The sequence below is a fragment of the Thalassotalea litorea genome (assembly GCF_043642205.1).
GTDB classification, from domain to species: Bacteria; Pseudomonadota; Gammaproteobacteria; order Enterobacterales; family Alteromonadaceae; genus Thalassotalea_A; species Thalassotalea_A litorea.
On the sequence record NZ_JBHZSG010000045.1, the window covers coordinates 1 to 19,606 of the forward strand.

At 45.1% G+C, this 19,606-nt stretch carries 16 protein-coding genes; all 16 read right to left on the reverse strand.

All coding sequences use genetic code 11. From position 1 onward, the window contains the following. Positions 1-71: 71 nt before the first annotated feature. Positions 72-1,247, reverse strand: a complete 1,176-nt coding sequence (locus ACHUFQ_RS14710) for a dicarboxylate/amino acid:cation symporter (RefSeq protein WP_394176603.1) — start codon at positions 1,245-1,247, stop codon at positions 72-74. 63 nt (positions 1,248-1,310) lie between these two features. Then, a complete protein-coding gene (gene tilS / locus ACHUFQ_RS14715; RefSeq protein WP_394176604.1) occupies positions 1,311-2,795 on the reverse strand; it encodes a tRNA lysidine(34) synthetase TilS in 1,485 nt (494 codons plus the stop codon). Between the two features lie 224 nt (positions 2,796-3,019). Then, complete coding sequence (gene accA, locus ACHUFQ_RS14720; protein WP_394176605.1) at positions 3,020-3,976, reverse strand: acetyl-CoA carboxylase carboxyl transferase subunit alpha; 957 nt, start codon at positions 3,974-3,976, stop codon at positions 3,020-3,022. 40 nt (positions 3,977-4,016) lie between these two features. Further along, positions 4,017-7,502: a DNA polymerase III subunit alpha gene (dnaE, locus tag ACHUFQ_RS14725; RefSeq protein WP_394176606.1), complete on the reverse strand. Its 3,486-nt coding sequence runs from the start codon at positions 7,500-7,502 to the stop codon at positions 4,017-4,019. Between the two features lie 8 nt (positions 7,503-7,510). After that, positions 7,511-8,116, reverse strand: coding sequence for a ribonuclease HII (rnhB, locus tag ACHUFQ_RS14730; protein ID WP_394176607.1), 606 nt, complete (start codon positions 8,114-8,116; stop codon positions 7,511-7,513). Positions 8,117-8,133: 17 nt separating this feature from the next. Then, a complete protein-coding gene (gene lpxB / locus ACHUFQ_RS14735; protein WP_394176608.1) occupies positions 8,134-9,282 on the reverse strand; it encodes a lipid-A-disaccharide synthase in 1,149 nt (382 codons plus the stop codon). Positions 9,283-9,285: 3 nt separating this feature from the next. Next, a complete protein-coding gene (gene lpxA / locus ACHUFQ_RS14740) occupies positions 9,286-10,056 on the reverse strand; it encodes an acyl-ACP--UDP-N-acetylglucosamine O-acyltransferase (protein ID WP_394176609.1) in 771 nt (256 codons plus the stop codon). Positions 10,057-10,059: 3 nt separating this feature from the next. Continuing rightward, positions 10,060-10,512, reverse strand: coding sequence for a 3-hydroxyacyl-ACP dehydratase FabZ (fabZ, locus tag ACHUFQ_RS14745; RefSeq protein ID WP_394176610.1), 453 nt, complete (start codon positions 10,510-10,512; stop codon positions 10,060-10,062). A 15-nt stretch (positions 10,513-10,527) separates the two neighbouring features. Then, positions 10,528-11,568, reverse strand: coding sequence for a UDP-3-O-(3-hydroxymyristoyl)glucosamine N-acyltransferase (gene lpxD / locus ACHUFQ_RS14750; protein ID WP_394176611.1), 1,041 nt, complete (start codon positions 11,566-11,568; stop codon positions 10,528-10,530). A gap of 10 nt (positions 11,569-11,578) precedes the next feature. Further along, positions 11,579-12,097 carry an OmpH family outer membrane protein gene (locus tag ACHUFQ_RS14755; RefSeq protein ID WP_394176612.1) on the reverse strand — a complete coding sequence of 173 codons (519 nt, stop codon included), beginning with the start codon at positions 12,095-12,097 and terminating at the stop codon, positions 11,579-11,581. 51 nt (positions 12,098-12,148) lie between these two features. Next, positions 12,149-14,611: an outer membrane protein assembly factor BamA gene (gene bamA / locus ACHUFQ_RS14760; protein WP_394176613.1), complete on the reverse strand. Its 2,463-nt coding sequence runs from the start codon at positions 14,609-14,611 to the stop codon at positions 12,149-12,151. Between the two features lie 24 nt (positions 14,612-14,635). Beyond that, entirely contained in the window at positions 14,636-16,000 is a 1,365-nt protein-coding gene (gene rseP / locus ACHUFQ_RS14765; protein WP_394176614.1) for a sigma E protease regulator RseP, read from the reverse strand. Further along, complete coding sequence (gene ispC / locus ACHUFQ_RS14770) at positions 15,993-17,237, reverse strand: 1-deoxy-D-xylulose-5-phosphate reductoisomerase (RefSeq protein WP_394176615.1); 1,245 nt, start codon at positions 17,235-17,237, stop codon at positions 15,993-15,995. The genes rseP and ispC overlap by 8 nt, the downstream gene beginning before the upstream one ends. Positions 17,238-17,243: 6 nt before the next feature. Continuing rightward, entirely contained in the window at positions 17,244-18,122 is an 879-nt protein-coding gene (locus ACHUFQ_RS14775) for a phosphatidate cytidylyltransferase (protein WP_394176616.1), read from the reverse strand. 53 nt (positions 18,123-18,175) lie between these two features. Next, a complete protein-coding gene (locus ACHUFQ_RS14780) occupies positions 18,176-18,895 on the reverse strand; it encodes an isoprenyl transferase (protein WP_394176617.1) in 720 nt (239 codons plus the stop codon). Between the two features lie 129 nt (positions 18,896-19,024). Continuing rightward, positions 19,025-19,582 carry a ribosome recycling factor gene (gene frr / locus ACHUFQ_RS14785; RefSeq protein WP_394176618.1) on the reverse strand — a complete coding sequence of 186 codons (558 nt, stop codon included), beginning with the start codon at positions 19,580-19,582 and terminating at the stop codon, positions 19,025-19,027. Positions 19,583-19,606 lie beyond the last annotated feature (24 nt).

Here is a 19,606-nt window from a genome sequence, read left to right on the forward strand (position 1 = left end):
TCTGCAATCAAAGCCTTGTCTAAAAGCCTTTAAATTCTCACTGAGTGAGCAATAATTTAATGTGATTGGTATTAGTCGTTATCTTTAACAACCGTTAAACCTTCTTCTCCGGCAAAACGATTCACCCAAAGGGCAATCACACCATCACCGGTCACATTACACGCTGTACCAAAGCTATCTTGTGCCAGATACAATGCAATCATCAAACCAAGTGCCGCCTCGTTAAAGCCTAACATACTGGCTAACAGACCAAGTGCCGCCATAACCGCACCACCAGGGGCTCCCGGGGCAGCAATCATAGTAATACCTAAAACCAGAATGAATGGGATCATCCCTAGTAACCCTGGTACGGTTAACGATTCCGTTAGCAGCATTACTGCCGTTGCGCAGGTAACAATGGTGATTGTCGAGCCACTTAAATGTATCGATGCGCATAAAGGAATGGTGAAGTTTACAACCCCATCATCAACACCATTTTGTTTCGAACAGTTAAGAGATACCGGGATAGTGGCGGCGCTGGACATGGTCCCTAGTGCGGTAAAATAAGCCGGTAGCATGTTCTTTAACAAAACCACAGGCGAACGACCTAATGCAAGGCCACTCACCACATAGATGGTAGTGATCCACAACCAGTGCATGACCAAAGCCATTACCAGTACCACGGCAAAGGTTTTCAATGTTGCGAATACCGTACCGGCAACGGTCATTTCCGCAAAAACCCCGGCAATGTACACCGGTAACAACGGAATAATAATGCGAGTTAAGAGCAATTCGATAATATCGCGCCCTTCAATCAAATTGGCGCGTAAATTTTTGGCGTTAGTCGCGCTAATGCCAAGGCCAAACACAAAGGCTAATGCCAGAGCTGTCATAACCGAGAACATTGGCGGAATGGAAAACTCGATAAACGATTTTAGCCCCTCGCCTTCAGCAATTGCTTCGATTTGTGACCCTTCCATCAGGCCCGGCAGTAAACTGCTGGCAACCAGAAAAGATAAAATGCCGGCAACAATGGTTGAACCGTAGGCTAAACCCACCGTTTTCCCTAAAAGCTTAGATGAGCCTTGGGGCAGAGTTGCGATGCCACTGGCGATATAAAACAGGATAATCAGCGGAATGGTGAATGTGATAAGTTGACCGATTAAAGTCTGAATGGTTAATAACGTTCGGGTGATCGCTTCAGGGGCAAACATTCCGACCACAAAGCCGGCGGCAATACCCGCCACAAGTTTTAAAATTAGATTCATAGATACTCCATTGTCACCCAAGTTTTGACATCGCCAAGAATTTTCAGGTGCCCCGTAGGGTTATTATTTTTGAATGATGTTTGTTGTTATTTTTATGATGCGCTTATTGTGCGCTAAATCCGTTGCTAAGGTAAAGCCCTGACACACAAACTGCCCCGCCAGAGCGGCAAATTTACTGTCCGCATAGATATATAGTTGCCGGCTTCGCAACCAGGGAGCGATACCCCGCTCTTGCAGGATTTTTTTTAAGGGACGACTGTGAGCTCTGTCCTGAGGTTTACATACCGGATTGTCATGATGGCAACGAAGGGATATGTTGGCATCGAATGGCACCTGGATAAATTGAGTAACACCCGTTTCTGCATGTTCTGCACTTGCTGTCAATGCTTCCACATGCTCGCTATCGTGGGCTAACGTTTCGATTCGAATTGTGCCCAAACCATCAGGTAAGTCAATATCATGACTTTCGCAGTTGTGCTTTAACTCGAGCTGTTTCGACCAGTTTTTAATGTCTTGATAATCGCGGGTTATATACAAATGCCCTTGATATCGACGCAGGATCACATTGGCGCACTTTACTTGTGGATTCTTATCTTGAGCAGCCGTTTCAATCTGCTGTAATGCCTGCAACAATTGTTTTTGTTCCGGCATGCGAATTTGCAGTTGTTTAAAACGGTAGCGCAACGCATTTAATTGCCGATTTTTCGACAGGGCTAACAAGCTATCCAGTGCTATCGCCTGCTCTGTGTTAGATAGTAGTAAATCCGATTGTGCGACTTCTTCGAGCAATTGCTGAGTTTGTTGTAGCACCTGAGCTGATTTACTGACGCTGCTCGCAAAGTTTTGCCAACGCTGGTGAATAATCGGCAACACTTGTTGGCGCAAAAAATTACGATCAAAATCTAGATCCTGGTTCGACTCATCTTCAACCCAGGACAACTGATGTTGCTCGGCATAATTTTCTAACTGGCGACGACTCAATGCCAGCAATGGACGACCAATTACCCCCACATCCGGCATTGTGCGTATTGCTTGCATGGCACTAAGACCTAGTACACCAGCACCACGTTTCAGCGCTAATAACAAGGTTTCCGCTTGATCATCCATGTGATGGGCAGTAAGGATTAAGTCGTTGGGGCCCTGATTTTGTGCAAAGGCCTGATATCGAGCATTGCGGGCTTTTTCCTCAATGCCACCACCTTGCTGTAACGTTAAATCAACGCGGACCGCCTGATAAGGAATGTTAAGTGTCGCGCATTGCTCTTTAGTAAATGACTGCCAGGCATCTGCATTATTACTTAGACCATGGTTGATATGGATCGCGCGAATATTGGGGGTGATTTTATTCTGTGCTTTAACCGCCGTCAGAGCATGCAATAAAACTTGCGAGTCGAGACCACCACTATAGCCAAGTAGCAGCGATTTACCTGCTATTTCAGGGCGATTTAAAAATGCAATTAACGCCTCATAAACCGGGTTGCTGTTGTCGGTGTTCATCAATTGATTCGCTGTCTCAGTTTTGATTTCAATAGATAATACCAATCCCATTAAGTTTGTGCACAACTCAGAGTTAGGGCAGAGGTCCAGTTACAACATAGATTTCATTGATATAGTCATTCTATATATATGAAATATGGGGCCGTAAATGGGCCTTAAGATAAACTCCCTACGGGTGAGTTTTAATTTAATGTGATTGGTATAGTTTGCCATTAAAACAAAAAATGTCCCAAACAGGGACATTTTTATCACTTAGTTAATCACAACGGTTGCGTTTAGCAATAACCGTATGTCATTAAGCGCTGGTAACGATTTTCGATTAACTCGTCTTTTTGTTGATCTTCAAGACTGGCTAAATCCGCTTTCAAAGCCTGTTTAAGATTCATTGCCATTAAATCAAAATCACGATGGGCACCACCTAATGGCTCTTCGATAATGTTGTCGATAAGCTCTAATTCCTTGATACGATCTGCAGTAACGCCCATCGCTTCAGCAGCTGTCGAGGCTTTTTCCGCCGTTTTCCAAAGGATTGATGCGCAACCTTCCGGTGAAATTACCGAGTACGTAGAATATTGCAACATATTTACCCGGTCGCCAACACCAATCGCCAGAGCACCACCGGAACCACCTTCCCCGATCACCGTACAAACAATCGGTACCGTTAAACGAGACATCACCTTCAGGTTTCGGGCTATCGCTTCACTTTGTCCACGTTCTTCAGCACCAATTCCAGGGTATGCACCCGGGGTATCAATAAAGGTGATAATGGGCATGTTGAAGCGCTCAGCCATTTCCATTAAGCGCAAGGCTTTTCGGTAACCTTCTGGACGTGGCATGGCAAAGTTTCGACGAACCTTTTCAGCAGTGTCGCGACCTTTCTGATGGCCGATAACCATCACCGGACGTCCGTCAAGACGTGCCGTACCAGCGACAATGGCTTCATCGTTAGCATAAGCTCTGTCACCTGCCAGTTCATCAAAATCTGTGAAAATTCGCTTTATGTAATCGACCGTATACGGACGACCAGGGTGGCGAGCAATTCGTGATACCTGCCAAGGATCGAGATCAGAAAAAACTTTTTTGGTTAACTCTTCACTTTTATTGCGCAGCTGAGCGATTTGTTCTTCTAAATCCAAATCAAGGTCTTGACCCTGATTCACCAATTGCAGTTCTTCTATTTTTGCTTCTAAATCGGCAATGGGTTGCTCAAAATCTAAAAAGTTGAGTGACATATTGGTTACCTAATCATCTATGCGGGAATATCCCGACGATTTATTCTTTAAATGCCATGGCGACGTTATCGGCGCCAAGTAATAATCCTAATTCATGTACTAATGCATCACTGGGGGTTACCCGCCATTGCGTTCCTAACTCGATGGTCGCACTGGCTTCTGGTCGCTGATAAAACACTCGTACCGGGCATGTCCCCTCTTTAAAAGGTTCCAGAACCCGATGAAAATCGGTAACAAAGTTATCTCCGATTTGGGTGCGATGCAATTGTATATCAAGAGATTTTATATAATTTTCACGTGCTTCAGCAATACTCGTGATCTCTCGACCGGTCATTGTAATACCACCGGAGTAATCATCAAAGCTGACCTGTCCGCTACAGACTAAAATAGCATCTTTTTCAAGGATATCCTGATAACGTTCAAAGTCATCCGGAAACAAGCGTACATCAATGCGCGCACTCTTGTCATCAAGCGTCACTAACGCCCAGCGTCGGCCTTTTTTATTAACCAGAACACGAACCCCAATGACCAAACCAACAGCAGTCTGGACTCTGTCCTTACCTGCAGGCTGCAAACTTACCAGCCGTCCCGTACTATAATGCTTGATTTCCGCCAGATAACGATCAATCGGGTGACCGGTCAGGTATAAGCCTAAAGTCTCACGTTCACCATCAAGCCAAACATCTTCCGCCCATCGAGGCACATCTTTAAATGACTGACGGGTATCTTCCTGTTCAACATTAATTAAGCCAAATAAATCATCCTGCCCCAAAGCCTGAGCTTTTGCATGTTGATCGGCGGCTTTAATCGCTTCTTCAAGGCTGGCAAACAACGCCGCCCGGTGTGGACCTAAATTATCCATGGCACCGGCTTTAATCAATTTTTCAAGCACCCGTTTATTAATTTTCTTGAGATCCAAGCGCGCACAAAAGTCGAATAGATCTTTAAAGGCTCCGCCCTGCTCTCGAGCTTCTATGATGGCCGCAATCGGGCCTTCACCCACCCCTTTTATCGCTCCAATGCCGTAGACTATCTGGTCATCGTCGTTAACCGTAAACTTATACAAACCAGAATTTACATCTGGTGGCAGTAGATCCAGTCCCATATTGGCACATTCATCCACCAGGGTAACGATTTTATCGGTGTTATCCATATCCGCAGACATAACCGCGGCCATAAATGGTGCCGGGAAATGCGCCTTCATCCATAACGTTTGATAAGAAACCAAGGCGTAAGCGGCGGAGTGTGATTTGTTAAAACCGTAACCGGCAAATTTCTCTACCAGATCGAAGATCTTCATCGCCAGCTCGCCATCGACGCCTAGCTTTTCTGCCCCTTCTTTAAAGCCGCCACGCTGCTTTGCCATTTCTTCAGGCTTTTTCTTACCCATGGCCCGACGTAACATATCGGCGCCACCTAAGGTGTAGCCGGCCAGAACCTGAGCAATCTGCATGACCTGCTCCTGGTACAAAATAATCCCGTACGTCGGTTCTAGAATCGGCTGCAACCATTCATGTTGCCAGGTGGCATCTGGATAGGATATTTCTTCCCGGCCAAGCTTTCGGTCGATAAAGTTATCTACCATACCCGATTGCAGTGGTCCGGGACGGAACAAGGCAACCAGGGCGATCATATCCTCAAAGCAATCTGGCTTGAGACGTTTGATCAAATCTTTCATACCCCGGGATTCGAGCTGGAATACCGCCGTAGTTTCGGCTTTTAGCAATAACTCGTAGCTTTTCGCATCTGCAAGCGGGATTGCGGCGATATCGATGGGTTCTTTGCCAGCTTTTAACAACTTTGCATCGGCCATTTCGATGGCCCACTGCAATATTGTCAGGGTTCTTAAACCCAGGAAGTCGAATTTAACCAGTCCCGCTTCTTCAACATCATTTTTATCAAATTGAGTTACCGGGTTGTTACCTTCGTCATCACAGTACAAAGGTGCAAAATCGGTAATGACCGTCGGGGAGATAACAACACCACCGGCATGCTTACCTGCATTTCGTGTCGTCCCTTCCAGTATCCGACACATATCAATCAGGTCTTTAACTTCATTATCCTGCTGATACACTTCCGGTAAGCGCGGCTCCACTTCAAACGCTTTGGCCAACGTCATCCCCGGATCGCCCGGTATCAATTTAGAGATGCGATCAACGAAACCATAAGGATGGCCAAGTACCCGGCCAACATCTCGAATAACGGCTTTGGCGGCCATAGTACCAAAGGTAATGATTTGCGAAACCGCATCACGCCCGTATAGTTCGGCAACATGATCGATTACCTCATCACGGCGGTCCATACAGAAATCGACATCGAAATCCGGCATCGAAATCCGTTCCGGGTTTAGGAATCGTTCGAAAAGCAGGTCAAATTCCAATGGGTCCAAATCAGTGATTTTCAGTGCATAAGCCACTAAAGAACCAGCTCCAGATCCTCGTCCCGGACCTACCGGGATATTGTTATCTTTGGACCACTGGATAAATTCCATAACGATCAGGAAGTAACCCGGGAATCCCATATTGTTGATAACGTTTAACTCAATTTTTAAACGTTCATCGTAGGGTTTGCGCTTTTCGGCAAAGTCCGGCGCGTTGGCATCAAAAAGAAATTCCAGTCGCTCTTGCAAACCGTCTTCTGAGACTTTAACCAGAAACTCATTGATGTGCATGCCTTCGGTTGGAAAATCCGGCAGGAAGTATTCACCGAGCCTGACGGTTACATTACAACGTTTAGCGATTTCGACACTATTGGCCAGGGCTTCAGGAATGTCTGCAAATAATTCACACATTTCCTGTTCGCTGCGCAGGTATTGCTCGTTCGAATAACGCTTCGGGCGACGTTTATCTTCCAACGTGAAACCGTCGTGAATCGCCACCCGGATCTCATGGGCATCAAAATCTTCTGATTTTAAAAAGACCACTTCATTGGTAGCCACTACCGGAATTTGTTTTTCCGCAGATAATGCTACCGCCATATGCAAATAGTTTTCTTCCTGATCCCGTGATGTACGGATCAATTCAAGGTAATAGCGATCGGCAAAATGTTGTTGATAGAATCCCAGGCATGAATCTACCAGCTCTTGATTACCTTTAATCAACGCTTTACCCACGTCGCCTTCGCGACCTCCGGATAAGATAATGAGACCTTCGCCGTATTCCACCAACCAGTGTTTGGTTAACACCGCTTTATCTTGAACGTGGCCTTGCAGATATGCTTTGGAAATTAACTCAGTGAGGTTTTTATAGCCGGTATTATCCATGGCTAACAACACCAGGCGAAACAGTTCATCTTCAAACTCGTCACTTTGCACCCAGAAATCACAGCCAATAATGGGTTTAATACCCGCGCTGTGGCAGGCTCCGTAGTATTTAACCAAGCCGCACAGGTTAGTTTGATCGGTTAAGGCTATGGCCGCCATATGCTGGCCACTGGCGCAGGCAATAATCGGTTTTACCTTGTTCAAACCATCGGACATAGAAAAGTCACTGTGGACTCTTAAATGAACAAACTTCGGCTCGGCCATAAAATTCCTTATTTAGTACGATTGCGGTCGATAATTGCGGCTACGGGTTTAAATGATTTTCGATAATTATCCAGTACGCCATATTCCTGAATGATTTGCAAATGGGCTTTTGTCGGATAGCCCTTATGATTAGCAAACCCATAGTGGGGATATTGCTCGTGAAGATCATGCATTTCCTGATCGCGGGCAACTTTGGCAAGAATCGACGCAGCACTGATTGCCGCTACTCGTGCATCGCCTTTAACCACACTATCGCTTGGCATCGGTAAATCCGGACAACGATTGCCATCAATTAAAACCATTTGTGGTTGCACGCTTAACCCTTGCACCGCTCTTTGCATCGCAACCATGGTTGCCTGCAAAATGTTTAACTGGTCAATTTCCCAGGCTTCACAACGACCGAGACACCATGCCAGCGCATTTTCTTTAATCTGTTCGGCCAATGCGTTGCGTTTTTTCTCGGACAGCTTTTTTGAGTCCATCAGGCCAGAGACAGGGTTTTTCGGGTCGAGGATCACCGCAGCGGTTACCACCGCGCCGACAAGAGGACCGCGCCCGACCTCATCGACGCCGGCAATCAATTCAACATCCGGGAGGATATAAGGTTCCATCATTACTTCAAAGCCACCAATTATTGTTGGTTCAATACCAGCTCGACAGCATCAGCCGCTCGGGCACTGGCATCTTGTTTTAAGGTTTGATGAATCTTGGTAAATTCATCGATAAGCATTTTCTGGTCGGCGTACAACAATGGCTCCACCTCATTAGCGAGATTTTCTGGCGTCACGTCCGATTGCAATAGCTCCGGTAATAATGGCTTATTTGCCAATAAATTTGGCAGAGAAAACCATTTGAGCTTAACCAAGCGTCGACCCAGCCAAAAGGTTAGTTGTTGAAATTTGTACGCAACCACCATAGGCCGTTTTACCAGAGCACCTTCTAATGTCACCGTGCCCGAGGCAGTAAGCAGACAATCACTGGCCGTCATTACCTGCTGAGTCTGGTTCACGATCGCAGTCACCGGCAATTGAGGCGCACATTCTGCTTTAATTTGTTCAAACTGCGCCAATCGAAGATCGTTAATCAGTGGCGCCACAAATTTGAGTTGGGGATGTTTTTCCTGCAACAACTTAGCCGTTGCTAAGAAATCCGGAAGCAGGCGCTGCAACTCCGAACCCCGGGAGCCTGGCATAATCGCCAGATACTTAGCTTCGCGATCTAACCCCAGCTCTTGTCGCGCTGCAGATTTGTCGCTGTGCATCGGAATATCATCCGCTAATGGATGACCAACGAAGGTGCAGGCAACCTGGTGCTTGTCATAAAATTGCTTTTCAAACGGCAAAAGTGCCAGCACCATGTCGGTGGCTTTATCAATTTTAAAAATGCGTTTTTCACGCCAGGCCCAGACACTCGGACTGACATAATGAATGGTTTTAATGCCCTTGTCTTTAAGACGTTGTTCCAGTCCTAAATTAAAGTCCGGGGCATCGATGCCGATAAAAACATCAGGAGGGTTATTGGTAAAATGTTGGACCAAAGTCTTGCGAACATGTAGCAGTCGTTTTAATCGGCCAAGAACTTCGACAATTCCCATCACCGCTAATTCTTCCATGGCAAACAGACTGTCAAAGCCCTGTTTAAGCATCTTCGGACCACCAATACCAACAAAGTTGGCATCTGGGTAACGCTGTTTTAATGCCGCCATTAAGCCAGCACCCAGGGTATCTCCTGAGTGCTCACCAACAACAATTGCAAAGGTTATTGGATTGGAATTTGTCATAAACTAGCGGATGATGCCACGAGAGGAATTATTGATAAAATCAACGAATGATTGAACGTGTTTCGATTCTTTGGCAAGTTCGGTCAATGCAGGCATCGCTTCTGCCAAAGTCTGACTCTTACGATACACTTCTTTATAGGCGCGACGAATGGCCAGAATATCTTGTTTTTCAAAGCCTCGACGTTTTAACCCTTCGGTGTTTATGCCAAACGGCGAAACCGGGTAACCTGAAGCCATCACAAATGGTGGGGTATCTTTGAGAACAATAGCACCACCGGCGATAAATGCATGCGAGCCAATATGGCAAAACTGGTGGGCGCCAGACATTCCCCCAAAGATAACCCAATCGCCGACATGAACATGTCCGGCAAGGGTGGCATTATTGGCGAAAATACAATTGTCACCAATCATACAATCATGGGCTACATGGGCATACGCCATAAACAGATTATTACTGCCAATCTGTGTCAGGGATTGATCCTGAACCGTACCACGGTGAACGGTTACGCACTCGCGGAAAACATTATTATCACCAATGACAAGACGAGTATCTTCACCGGCATATTTTTTGTCCTGACATTCTTCACCAATGGAACCGTATTGAAAAATACGATTTCCTTTGCCGATTTTTGTCGGACCTTTAATAACTACGTGAGAGCCGATGACGCAATCGTCGCCAATTTCAACATCATGCCCAATATAGGTCCACGGACCTACAGATACATTTTTGCCAAGTTGAGCACCTGGCTCAACAATCGCTTGCGGATGAATCACTAACTACATCTCTCTTCTTGCACACATTAGATCCGCACTACAGACGACTTTCCCGTCGACTTTCGCTTCACCATAAAACTTCCACATGCCTCGTCGATCCTTGAGAAATTCAATATGCAAATGCATGGTATCTCCCGGATGAACCGGACGTTTGAATTTTGCATTATCAATGGAAGCGAATAAAAACATTTCGCCGTCAGCGCGATTTTCCACGCTCTTAAAGCCAAGAATACCGCTGGCCTGCGCCAGTGCTTCCAGGATTAATACCCCTGGAAAAATCGAATATCCTGGAAAATGTCCCGTAAAAACCGGCTCATTCACCGTCACATTTTTGATGGCATGAATGGATTTACCCGGTTCAAAATCTAGAACCCGATCCACCAACAAAAATGGATACCTATGCGGAATGAGCGCCTTTATTTCTTCGATATCTATGACATTTTTGCTAATTTCCAAAACCTATCCCTCTGTTTAACCGTTATTCTTTGCATCATCCTTAGAGCTGGACAATTGCTTTTCTAATTTGCTCAGGCGCTTATACATATCATCCAACTGTCGCAATCTTGCGGTTGTTCTACGCCACTCACGACTTTCCGCTGCTGGCATACCAGACGAGTATGTGCCGGGCTTATTAATCCTTTTAGTGACCATCGCCTGACCGGTAAGCACCACACCATCACAAATACTAATATGACCGTTAATCCCCACTTGCCCGGCAATCACACAGTATTTGCCGATTGTCGTACTTCCTGCGACAACGCTACACCCGGCAATCGCGGTACCTTCGCCAACTTGGACGTTATGAGCCAAGTGCACCTGATTATCAATGATACAATTTTTCGCAACTACAGTATCTTTTAACGCGCCCCGGTCAATAGTAACACCGGCACCAATTTCGACGCTGTCGCCAATAATTACGGTACCTAACTGGGGAATTTTTTCCCATTTGCCTTTATCATTAGCGTATCCAAATCCATCAGAACCTATGGTTGTGTTGGCCTGAATCAGGCAATCTTCACCGATAACCACATTGTGATAAATACTAATGTTTGACCAAAGCTTGGTTCTGGCGCCAATTCTAGCACATTTTCCGATAAAGCAATTGGCACCAACAACCACGCCATCGTCCAATACCACGCCCGATTCAATCACCGCGTTCGCACCGACACTAACATTTGCTCCTAATACGGCATCTTCTGCGATAACCGCACTAGCGGCGATACCGCTACTTGGGTTTGGTGTTGTATCAAGTAATTGGGCGACTTTAGCGAACCCCAGATACGGGTTGTCTAAAATCAATGCGTTGGTAGGACAGTAGGGAATGTCAGCTTCGCTAATAATGACGACTGACGCCTGACTATTTTGTAGATGTTGCCGGTATTTTGAATTAGCCAGAAAGGCGATCTCGCCCTTCCCGGCCTCTTCTAATGCTGCCAACTTGTGGATGACACAATTACCGTTGCCTTTTACGGCGCCACCTAGCTTGGTGGCTAGCTCCGCTAATGTAATCATTAAACAGCTCTTAGTTAGATTTTGATGCTTGTTCTACAACTTTAGCTGAAATATCTAGCTCTGGCTTAGCAAAGACGATTGCTGACTGTTGCAAAATCAAGTCAAAACCTTCAGCAGCAGCAACGCTATCGACTGATGTTTTTACCAGTTGAAGAATTTTCTGTTGTTCTTCCTGCTCTCGACGCTTAAGGCTCTGTTGCAACGGTTGTGCCTTAGTCTGGTATTCTTTGGTTAACGTTTCAATCTTACCGTCCAGTTCTTCAAGTTCTTTCTTGCTCATAATCGCTTCATCACGCTTACGCTTTTCAAGGTTGTATTTAATATCCCCTTCAAGCTTTTTAAGCGCGTCCATCGGCTCTTTGAATTCAGCGGTAATGGTTTGCTGAATCGTTGCCATTTGAGGCAATTGAGAAACGACTTTTTGTACATTGACTGTACCGATTTTTTGATCCGCGGCCATGGATGCGCCGGAAAATAGCATAGTCGATGCAGCTGCAGTGAATGCTAGTGATTTAATTAATTTATTCAACTTACTTCTCCTAGTTCTTGTTGTTCGTTGATCAGCCTATCCTGCCTGAAACTAAAACGTTTTACCAATATTAAAGCTAAAGAATTGGTGATCATCACCTTCTTGAGTTTTCAATCGTTTGGCAAAGTTAAAAATCATCGGTCCCATAGGTGATAACCATTGTACCGAGATCCCCGTTGATGCACGAAAACGCATTGGGTCGGAATAGTCATCAATCATGTTAAAATAGACTGGATCCAATTCTTCATAATCTGACAAGTCAAATTCAGTATCCCAAACGTTACCTACATCTACGAATAGACTGGTACGAACACTGTTTGCATAACTCTCGTCCAAAAATGGTGTTGGGAAAATTATCTCCGCACCACCGATTAATAGTGCATTACCACCTACACTTCGGCGATTATCCACTTGAATGACATCGGAATCTGGACCTAATACTTCTTGTTCCCCTGGCAATCCAGTGATGGTTTGTGACCTTCGAAATATTGCGCGTGGTCCTACGGTGTTATTTTCAAAGCCACGCATCGTATCTGAACCACCAGCACGGAAGTTCTCCCAAAATGGTAACAAGTAATCATTACCGTTGACATCGCCATAGCCATTGCCATAACCCGCTTCCAAACGAGTCAGGAAGGTCCAACGGTGATCCCTGCTGAGTGGGAAATAAAACTTAGAATCAAATTTACCTTTAAAATACTGAATATCTGAGTTTGGTGATGTCACCTTACCAGATAATGACATGCTCGAACCTGCGGTTGGGAACGTACCGCGGTTTAACGTAACTCGAGAAATGGTGCCGTTTAAATCATAGGTATTAAAATTTAATTTCGCATCAGGGTTGTTCGGATCCTGGAATATTTTGTAAAAATCTTCAATTTGCTCATAAGACTGCAAGTTGGAGATTTCGCTGTATTTGTATCCGGCGCCAAAGTTTAACCGCACATATTCATTGATCGGGAAACCAAAGTTAACCCCGGTACCATATGACGTCTGGTTATAGTTAACAAGGTTTGCAGAGCCTGCATCAAATTCTGAGTAAAAAATGTTGCCGCCTAAAGAAATACCATCAATCGTGAAATACGGATCCGTATAGGAAATATTCGCATTACGGGCATAGCGGTTGGTATTAATTTGAAAGCCCAATCGATTACCGGTACCTAAGAAGTTATTTTGCTGAATACCAGCATTGAGGCTAAGACCTGAATAGGACCCATAACCAACCCCTGCAGTAAATGAGCCAGAAGGTTGTTCTTTTACGGTAAAATCAACGTCAACTAAATCCTCTTCACCAGCAACAGGTGTCGTTTCAAACTCAACGGTTTCAAAATAAGGCAAACGTTGAATACGCATTTTCGAGGCTTCAACCCAGGAGTTTGACAACCACGAGCCTTCCATCTGACGCATTTCCCGGCGCAAAACGGTTTCCGACGTTACGTCATTTCCTGAAAAATTAACTCGGTTTACATAGATACGTTTTCCAGGATCTACAGATACAACCAGCTTAACGGTTTTATCTTCTTCATTGATCTCTGGCATGGTTTTGACTTCTGGATAGGCGTAGCCAAAGCGACCAAGAAAATTAGAAATTAGCTCTTCGCTGTAGGTAACTTCTGCACCGGAATATAGTTGTTCCGTCCGCAAAGGCGTAATACGCTTAATGGTCTCATCGTAACCGGCCATATCACCTACAAATTCAACTTCATTCACCGTGTACTGCTCACCTTCGGTGACATTCAAAGTGATATAAACGCCTTCTTTATTCGGGCTCATCGAAACTTGAGTTGAGTCGACATTAAATCGCAGATAACCACGATCCAGGTAATAACTCTCAATGGTTTCCATATCCCCTTGCAGGGTTTGTTTCTGGTATCTGTCCTGAGCCATGAAATTCCACCACGGGGAATCATAGGTCAGTTCGATTTTTTCCAATAACTGAGCATCAGAAAATAATTCATTACCAACAATATTGATTTGTTCTATCGCCGCAGCATCGCCCTCTTCAAAATCGAACACCAAATTAATTCGGTTACGGGGCAAGTGGGTGATCTTAGTGGTTACCTTGGCATTATATTTACCAACGCTGTGATAAAAATCTTCCAGACCTGATTCAATATTCGTTAACACCGAACGGTCTAGTGTTTCACCAACACGAATGCCACTGCTATCTAAACTTTCCTGCAGCTGCTCATCTTTAATATCATCATTACCGTCAAAGGTAATATCAGCAATCGTTTCCCGTTCTTTGACCCGATAAATAATCGCGTCACCATCTCTGAAAACACTAATTTCATGAAAATGTCCAGATGCATACAAGGATTTTATCGATTGGGAAATCCTGAATTCGGTTAACTCATCACCCACACTTACCGGTAGATGTGTTAACGCGGCTCCCAGCGCTACCCTTTGCAGTCCTTTAATCTGAATATCTTCTACTACAAATTCATCAGCTGCCTGAACACTACAACCAATGCTGCCCAAAAATACTGCTAAGGCGAGTTTTCTTATTATCATACGATTTGTCAACTTATCTACTATCTATTGTCCAAGCCGGGAGAAATCGTTAAAGAGTGCAACACTCATCAACATCAAAAGAACCAGGGCTCCGAACTTAAAACCAATTTCCTGAACTTTCTCGGGTACCGGTTTGCCGCTGAAAAGTTCTATAACATAATAAAGTAAGTGGCCGCCATCAAGTACTGGCAGCGGTAAAAGGTTAATTATTCCCAAATTAACACTAATTAAGGCCAAAAAGCTTAGAAAATAGACAATCCCGATGCTTGCGGAATCACCTGCTCCCTGAGCGATTCCTATTGGACCGCTTAAATTACTAACACTAACGTCTCCGGTAATCAGTTTGCCTATGGCATTAACACTTACTCTGATCAACTTCCAGGTTTCTTCAAATGCCATTCCAATTGCCACGAGCGGGCCATATTGGATATCAATAAGATTTTCTTCTGGCCAGGCTTCTGCGGTTGGGGAAACCCCAATAAACCCTACTTTACGACCACCATCAGAATCTTTGGTTCCCGGGGTAAGGCTAATTTGTTGCATTTGCCCGTCGCGCAGCACGGACAATTGTGTATCTTGTCCCGGCCGCTGCTCGACTTGTTTCACTAATTCCTGCCAATTATCCGTCACTGCAATACCGTCAATGGACAGAATACGATCTCCGGCTTGGATACCCGCCATTTCCGCCGGACTGCCAGCAGAAACCAAGGCTATCGTGGTCAGGACTTTAGGATAGTAAGGCACTATCCCTAAACTCTTCATCGCCGACATTTTACTGGGCTCGAAATCCCATGATGATGTGTTGAGTGAGTAGTCACGAACTAATGAACTGCCCAGTTCACGAGTTGATATCGCGATTTCTTCGTCTCCAATCAGCCCGAACAGGGCCATTTGAACTTCACCCCATGTCTGAGTTTTCTCACCATTAATGGCAACAATTTCTTGCTCAGACGTGATCGCCGTCTGACTGACAATCGAATCCGGTTCAATGCTACCAATAACCGGTTTGGGATGCGTCTGGCCAATCAATAACAGACAATAGAAAGCAAATACCGCGAAAATAAAATTGGCCAAAGGACCTGCAGCGACAATCGCAATTCGTTGCAGCACGCTCTTCCGGTTAAATGCATAGGGCAAGTCTTCTTCTGCTACGTCATCTACGCGCTCATCGAGCATCTTAACGTAACCCCCTAAGGGGATCATGGCGATAACGAATTCTGTGCCGTGCTTGTCATAGGTTTTAAATAATTTTTTACCGAAACCGATGGAAAATCGTTCAACTTTCACATTACATCGTCTGGCCACCCAAAAATGTCCATATTCATGAACCGTGATAAGCAAGCCCAGGGCAACGATGAAAGATGCCAGGTTCCAAAAAAACTCAAACATGTAGTGTTCCTTCAGCAATTGCAGCAACGTGGGATTCCCCGAGCTGTCTTGCTTCCTGATTTACCTGATTAACATCATCAAGGGTAGAAATCCTGCGTTCTGCAAAATGACGCATTACCTTATCATTTATAATCGCGATATCGGTAAATTTAATTTGCTCACCGAGAAAAGCGTCAACCGCTACTTCATTAGCGGCATTCAGGGCGGTACAAGCCCCCTGTCCTAATTGGCAAGCTTCTATCGCCAACATCAAATTCGGGTATCTTTGCCCGTCTGGGGCACTAAAGTCAAATGACTGACAGTTAAAAAAGTCAAAGTCCGCCACACCAGCGTCAATGCGTTCAGGATACGCCAGCGCATGAGCGATAGGCGTTCTCATGTCAGGATTTCCCAATTGGGCGAGCACCGAACCATCTTTATATTGCACCATTGAGTGAATGCTGCTTTGTGGGTGTAAGACCACCTGAATATCGGATACGTCGAGATTAAACAACCATTTAGCCTCAATAAACTCAAGACCCTTATTCATCATGGTTGCTGAATCAACGGAGATTTTTCGCCCCATATCCCAATTGGGATGAGCACATGCCTGGTCAGGCGTAACCGCATCCAATTCGTCCATCGGCAATGACCGAAATGGACCACCAGAACCGGTAAGGAGAATTTTTCGAACGCCATGTTCCTGAATGTGCAATTGCGTCGTATTTTCCTGGAATGCAGGAGGCAGGCATTGAAAAATAGCATTATGCTCGCTATCAATCGGCAATAATTCAGCGTTAGAAGCACGCAAAGCATCAATAAAAATTTGCCCAGAACATACGAGCGCTTCTTTATTGGCCAGCAATACCCGTTTATCTGCGTTTATTGCCGCCAGTGTAGGCAACAAACCACTGGCGCCAACAATGGCTGCCATAACGATTGGCGCGCGCTCGTCTGCTGCGATCGTTTTAAGAGCACTCTTGCCGGACAACACGTCGATATGGGCAAGCTTTTCCTGGGCCAGACTACTTTTAAGGCGACGCGCTGCCGTCTCACACACCATAACCACAGTGGCAGGCTGAAATTCTTTACATTGCGCCAACATCAAGTCATCACGTTGATGAGCACTGAGAGATTCCACCCGGTATGCATCAGGATGGCGACGGATCACATCCAGCGTATTTTGGCCAATCGATCCCGTTGACCCCAAAATACAAACTCCCTGTGGCTGGAATTTACCGCCATGTGTTTGTGTCATTTGTGATTACCAGCCAAACATAACATAACATAATGCAAATACTGGAGCCGTTGCCGTTAAACTGTCGATACGATCTAGCACGCCACCATGGCCGGGTAAAATAGTACCGCTGTCTTTAACACCCGCCTGTCGCTTTAACATGCTTTCCGTTAAATCACCTAAAACCGAGACCGTACTGATCAATAATGCCAAAATCACCGCCATTGCAATTTGCTGACTTTGCCATTCAAAAATTAATCCCATTATCACCATCGCAATCGCCGCGGTGATATTGCCACCAAAAAAACCTTCCAGAGTTTTACCCGGACTCACATTAGGCATCAGTTTACGCTTACCGAAGCGCTTACCAGTAAAGTAGGCGCCAATGTCTGCACTCCAGACCAGCACAAACAACAACAATAGCAGCCGTGTACCATGGAATTCATCGGTATTATACTCTGCACTTCTTAACACTAGAAATGCCAGCCAGGTAGGCACCAGGATAAACAAACCGAAAAGCCCTCTGACACTGCGGTGCTTGGCCCAGAAATCAGAGTACCTTGGATAGTTAAAAATTAGGATAACGGTAAATAACCACCACATTGACGCGATACCAAGAACCCAAATGGCAATAGGATTTAGTACTAAATTGCTACCGGATTCATGCAACCAGATTTGCTCAGGTGGTAACACAAACCACATGGCAATAATGGCGATAGAGATCCCTGCGACAAAGGCGATGCGGCGACGCGTGTTATCAAACCCCATTAAAGGGCCCCACTCCCAGGCACCAATCGCCATGACGATTAACAATGCCGCGGCTAACCAGGGCAAGCTCAAATAAAAAATGGCTGCGATTGCAATCGGTGCAAGAATTGCAGCGGTAATGATACGTTGTTTTAACAAACGTGCTTCCTTTTTAAAATTCATAAACCCGGGTTTAACCACCCTGGCTTATCTCAGATGCCCCTGACCTGCTCACCCGTCTGTCCAAAGCGACGTTCGCGATGGGTAAACGCTTGCAGAGCTTCCTTGAAAGCATCCGCATCAAATTCGGGCCAAAGTTTCTCGGTAAAGAAAAACTCTGCATAAGCAGCCTGCCACAAGAGAAAATTGCTGATCCGATAATCACCACCGGTTCTAATCAACAAATCCAGCTCGGGTAACTGGGACAACTGAATATAATTATCGAGCATATGCTCATTAATGTCGGCAGGTTCAACCTCACCGTTTACGGCTTTTTGAGCGATTTTTTGACAAGCTTTGGCGATATCCCAACGGCCACCATAATTGGCAGCAATGGATAAAACCATCGCGTCATTATTTCTAGTTAGTTGCTCAGCCTCGTTAATTTTTTCTTGTAATTTTTCGGAAAAACGCTGTTTGTCACCGACCAGTTGGAAGCGGATATTATTTTTATGCAGTCGCTTAACTTCCCGAGTAAGGACGAACATAAACAAATCCATCAACACACCAACTTCTTCTTCCGGACGCTTCCAGTTTTCACTACTAAACGCAAATAGCGTTAATGCTTTTATCCCCAACTCGCGTGCCGTAGTCACCGTTGAACGAACGGTTTCTACACCCGCTTTGTGACCAGCAACGCGCCCTTTGCCGCGTTGTTGAGCCCAGCGTCCATTGCCGTCCATGATAATAGCAACGTGTTGCGGTACAGACATGATATCCCTTTAAATTACAATTAATTCAATATGAATTGTGATCATACAAAAAGGCCGTATATTTACCAAGGCAGGCAGCGTTTAAATGCCATTCCCAGTAGAAAATACGGCGTTTCGTTAATGGAAAGCTTAGATTTCCATTAGTTCTTTTTCTTTTTCAGCAGCGATAGAGTCGCACTGCTTGATGTATTCATCCGTTATTTTTTGAATATCATCTTCGCCCTGACGCGCTTCATCATCACTGATTTCTTTTTCTTTGTTCAAGCTTTTTATATCGGAATTAGCATCTCGGCGAATATTGCGAATCGCAATTTTACCACCTTCAATTTCGCCACCAACAACTTTAACCAAATCACGACGACGCTCTTCCGTTAACGGCGGCAGAGGAATACGAATTAAGGTACCCTGCGAAGATGGATTCAGACCCAAATCAGATGCCATAATCGCTTTCTCAACAGCACCAATCATCGCTTTATCAAAGACAGTAACCGCAATCGTACGGGCATCTGGTGTAGAAATATTACCAACCTGATTAAGTGGCGTGTCCATACCGTAATACTCAACCGTAATGTTATCCAACAATGACGCGTGAGCTCGACCAGTACGGATTTTATTCAGGTTAGTTTTCAACGCATCAATACTTTTTCCCATACGGGTCTTTGCATCTTGTTTGATCTCGTTAATCAAAATAGTCTTCCTTCTGTAAACCTG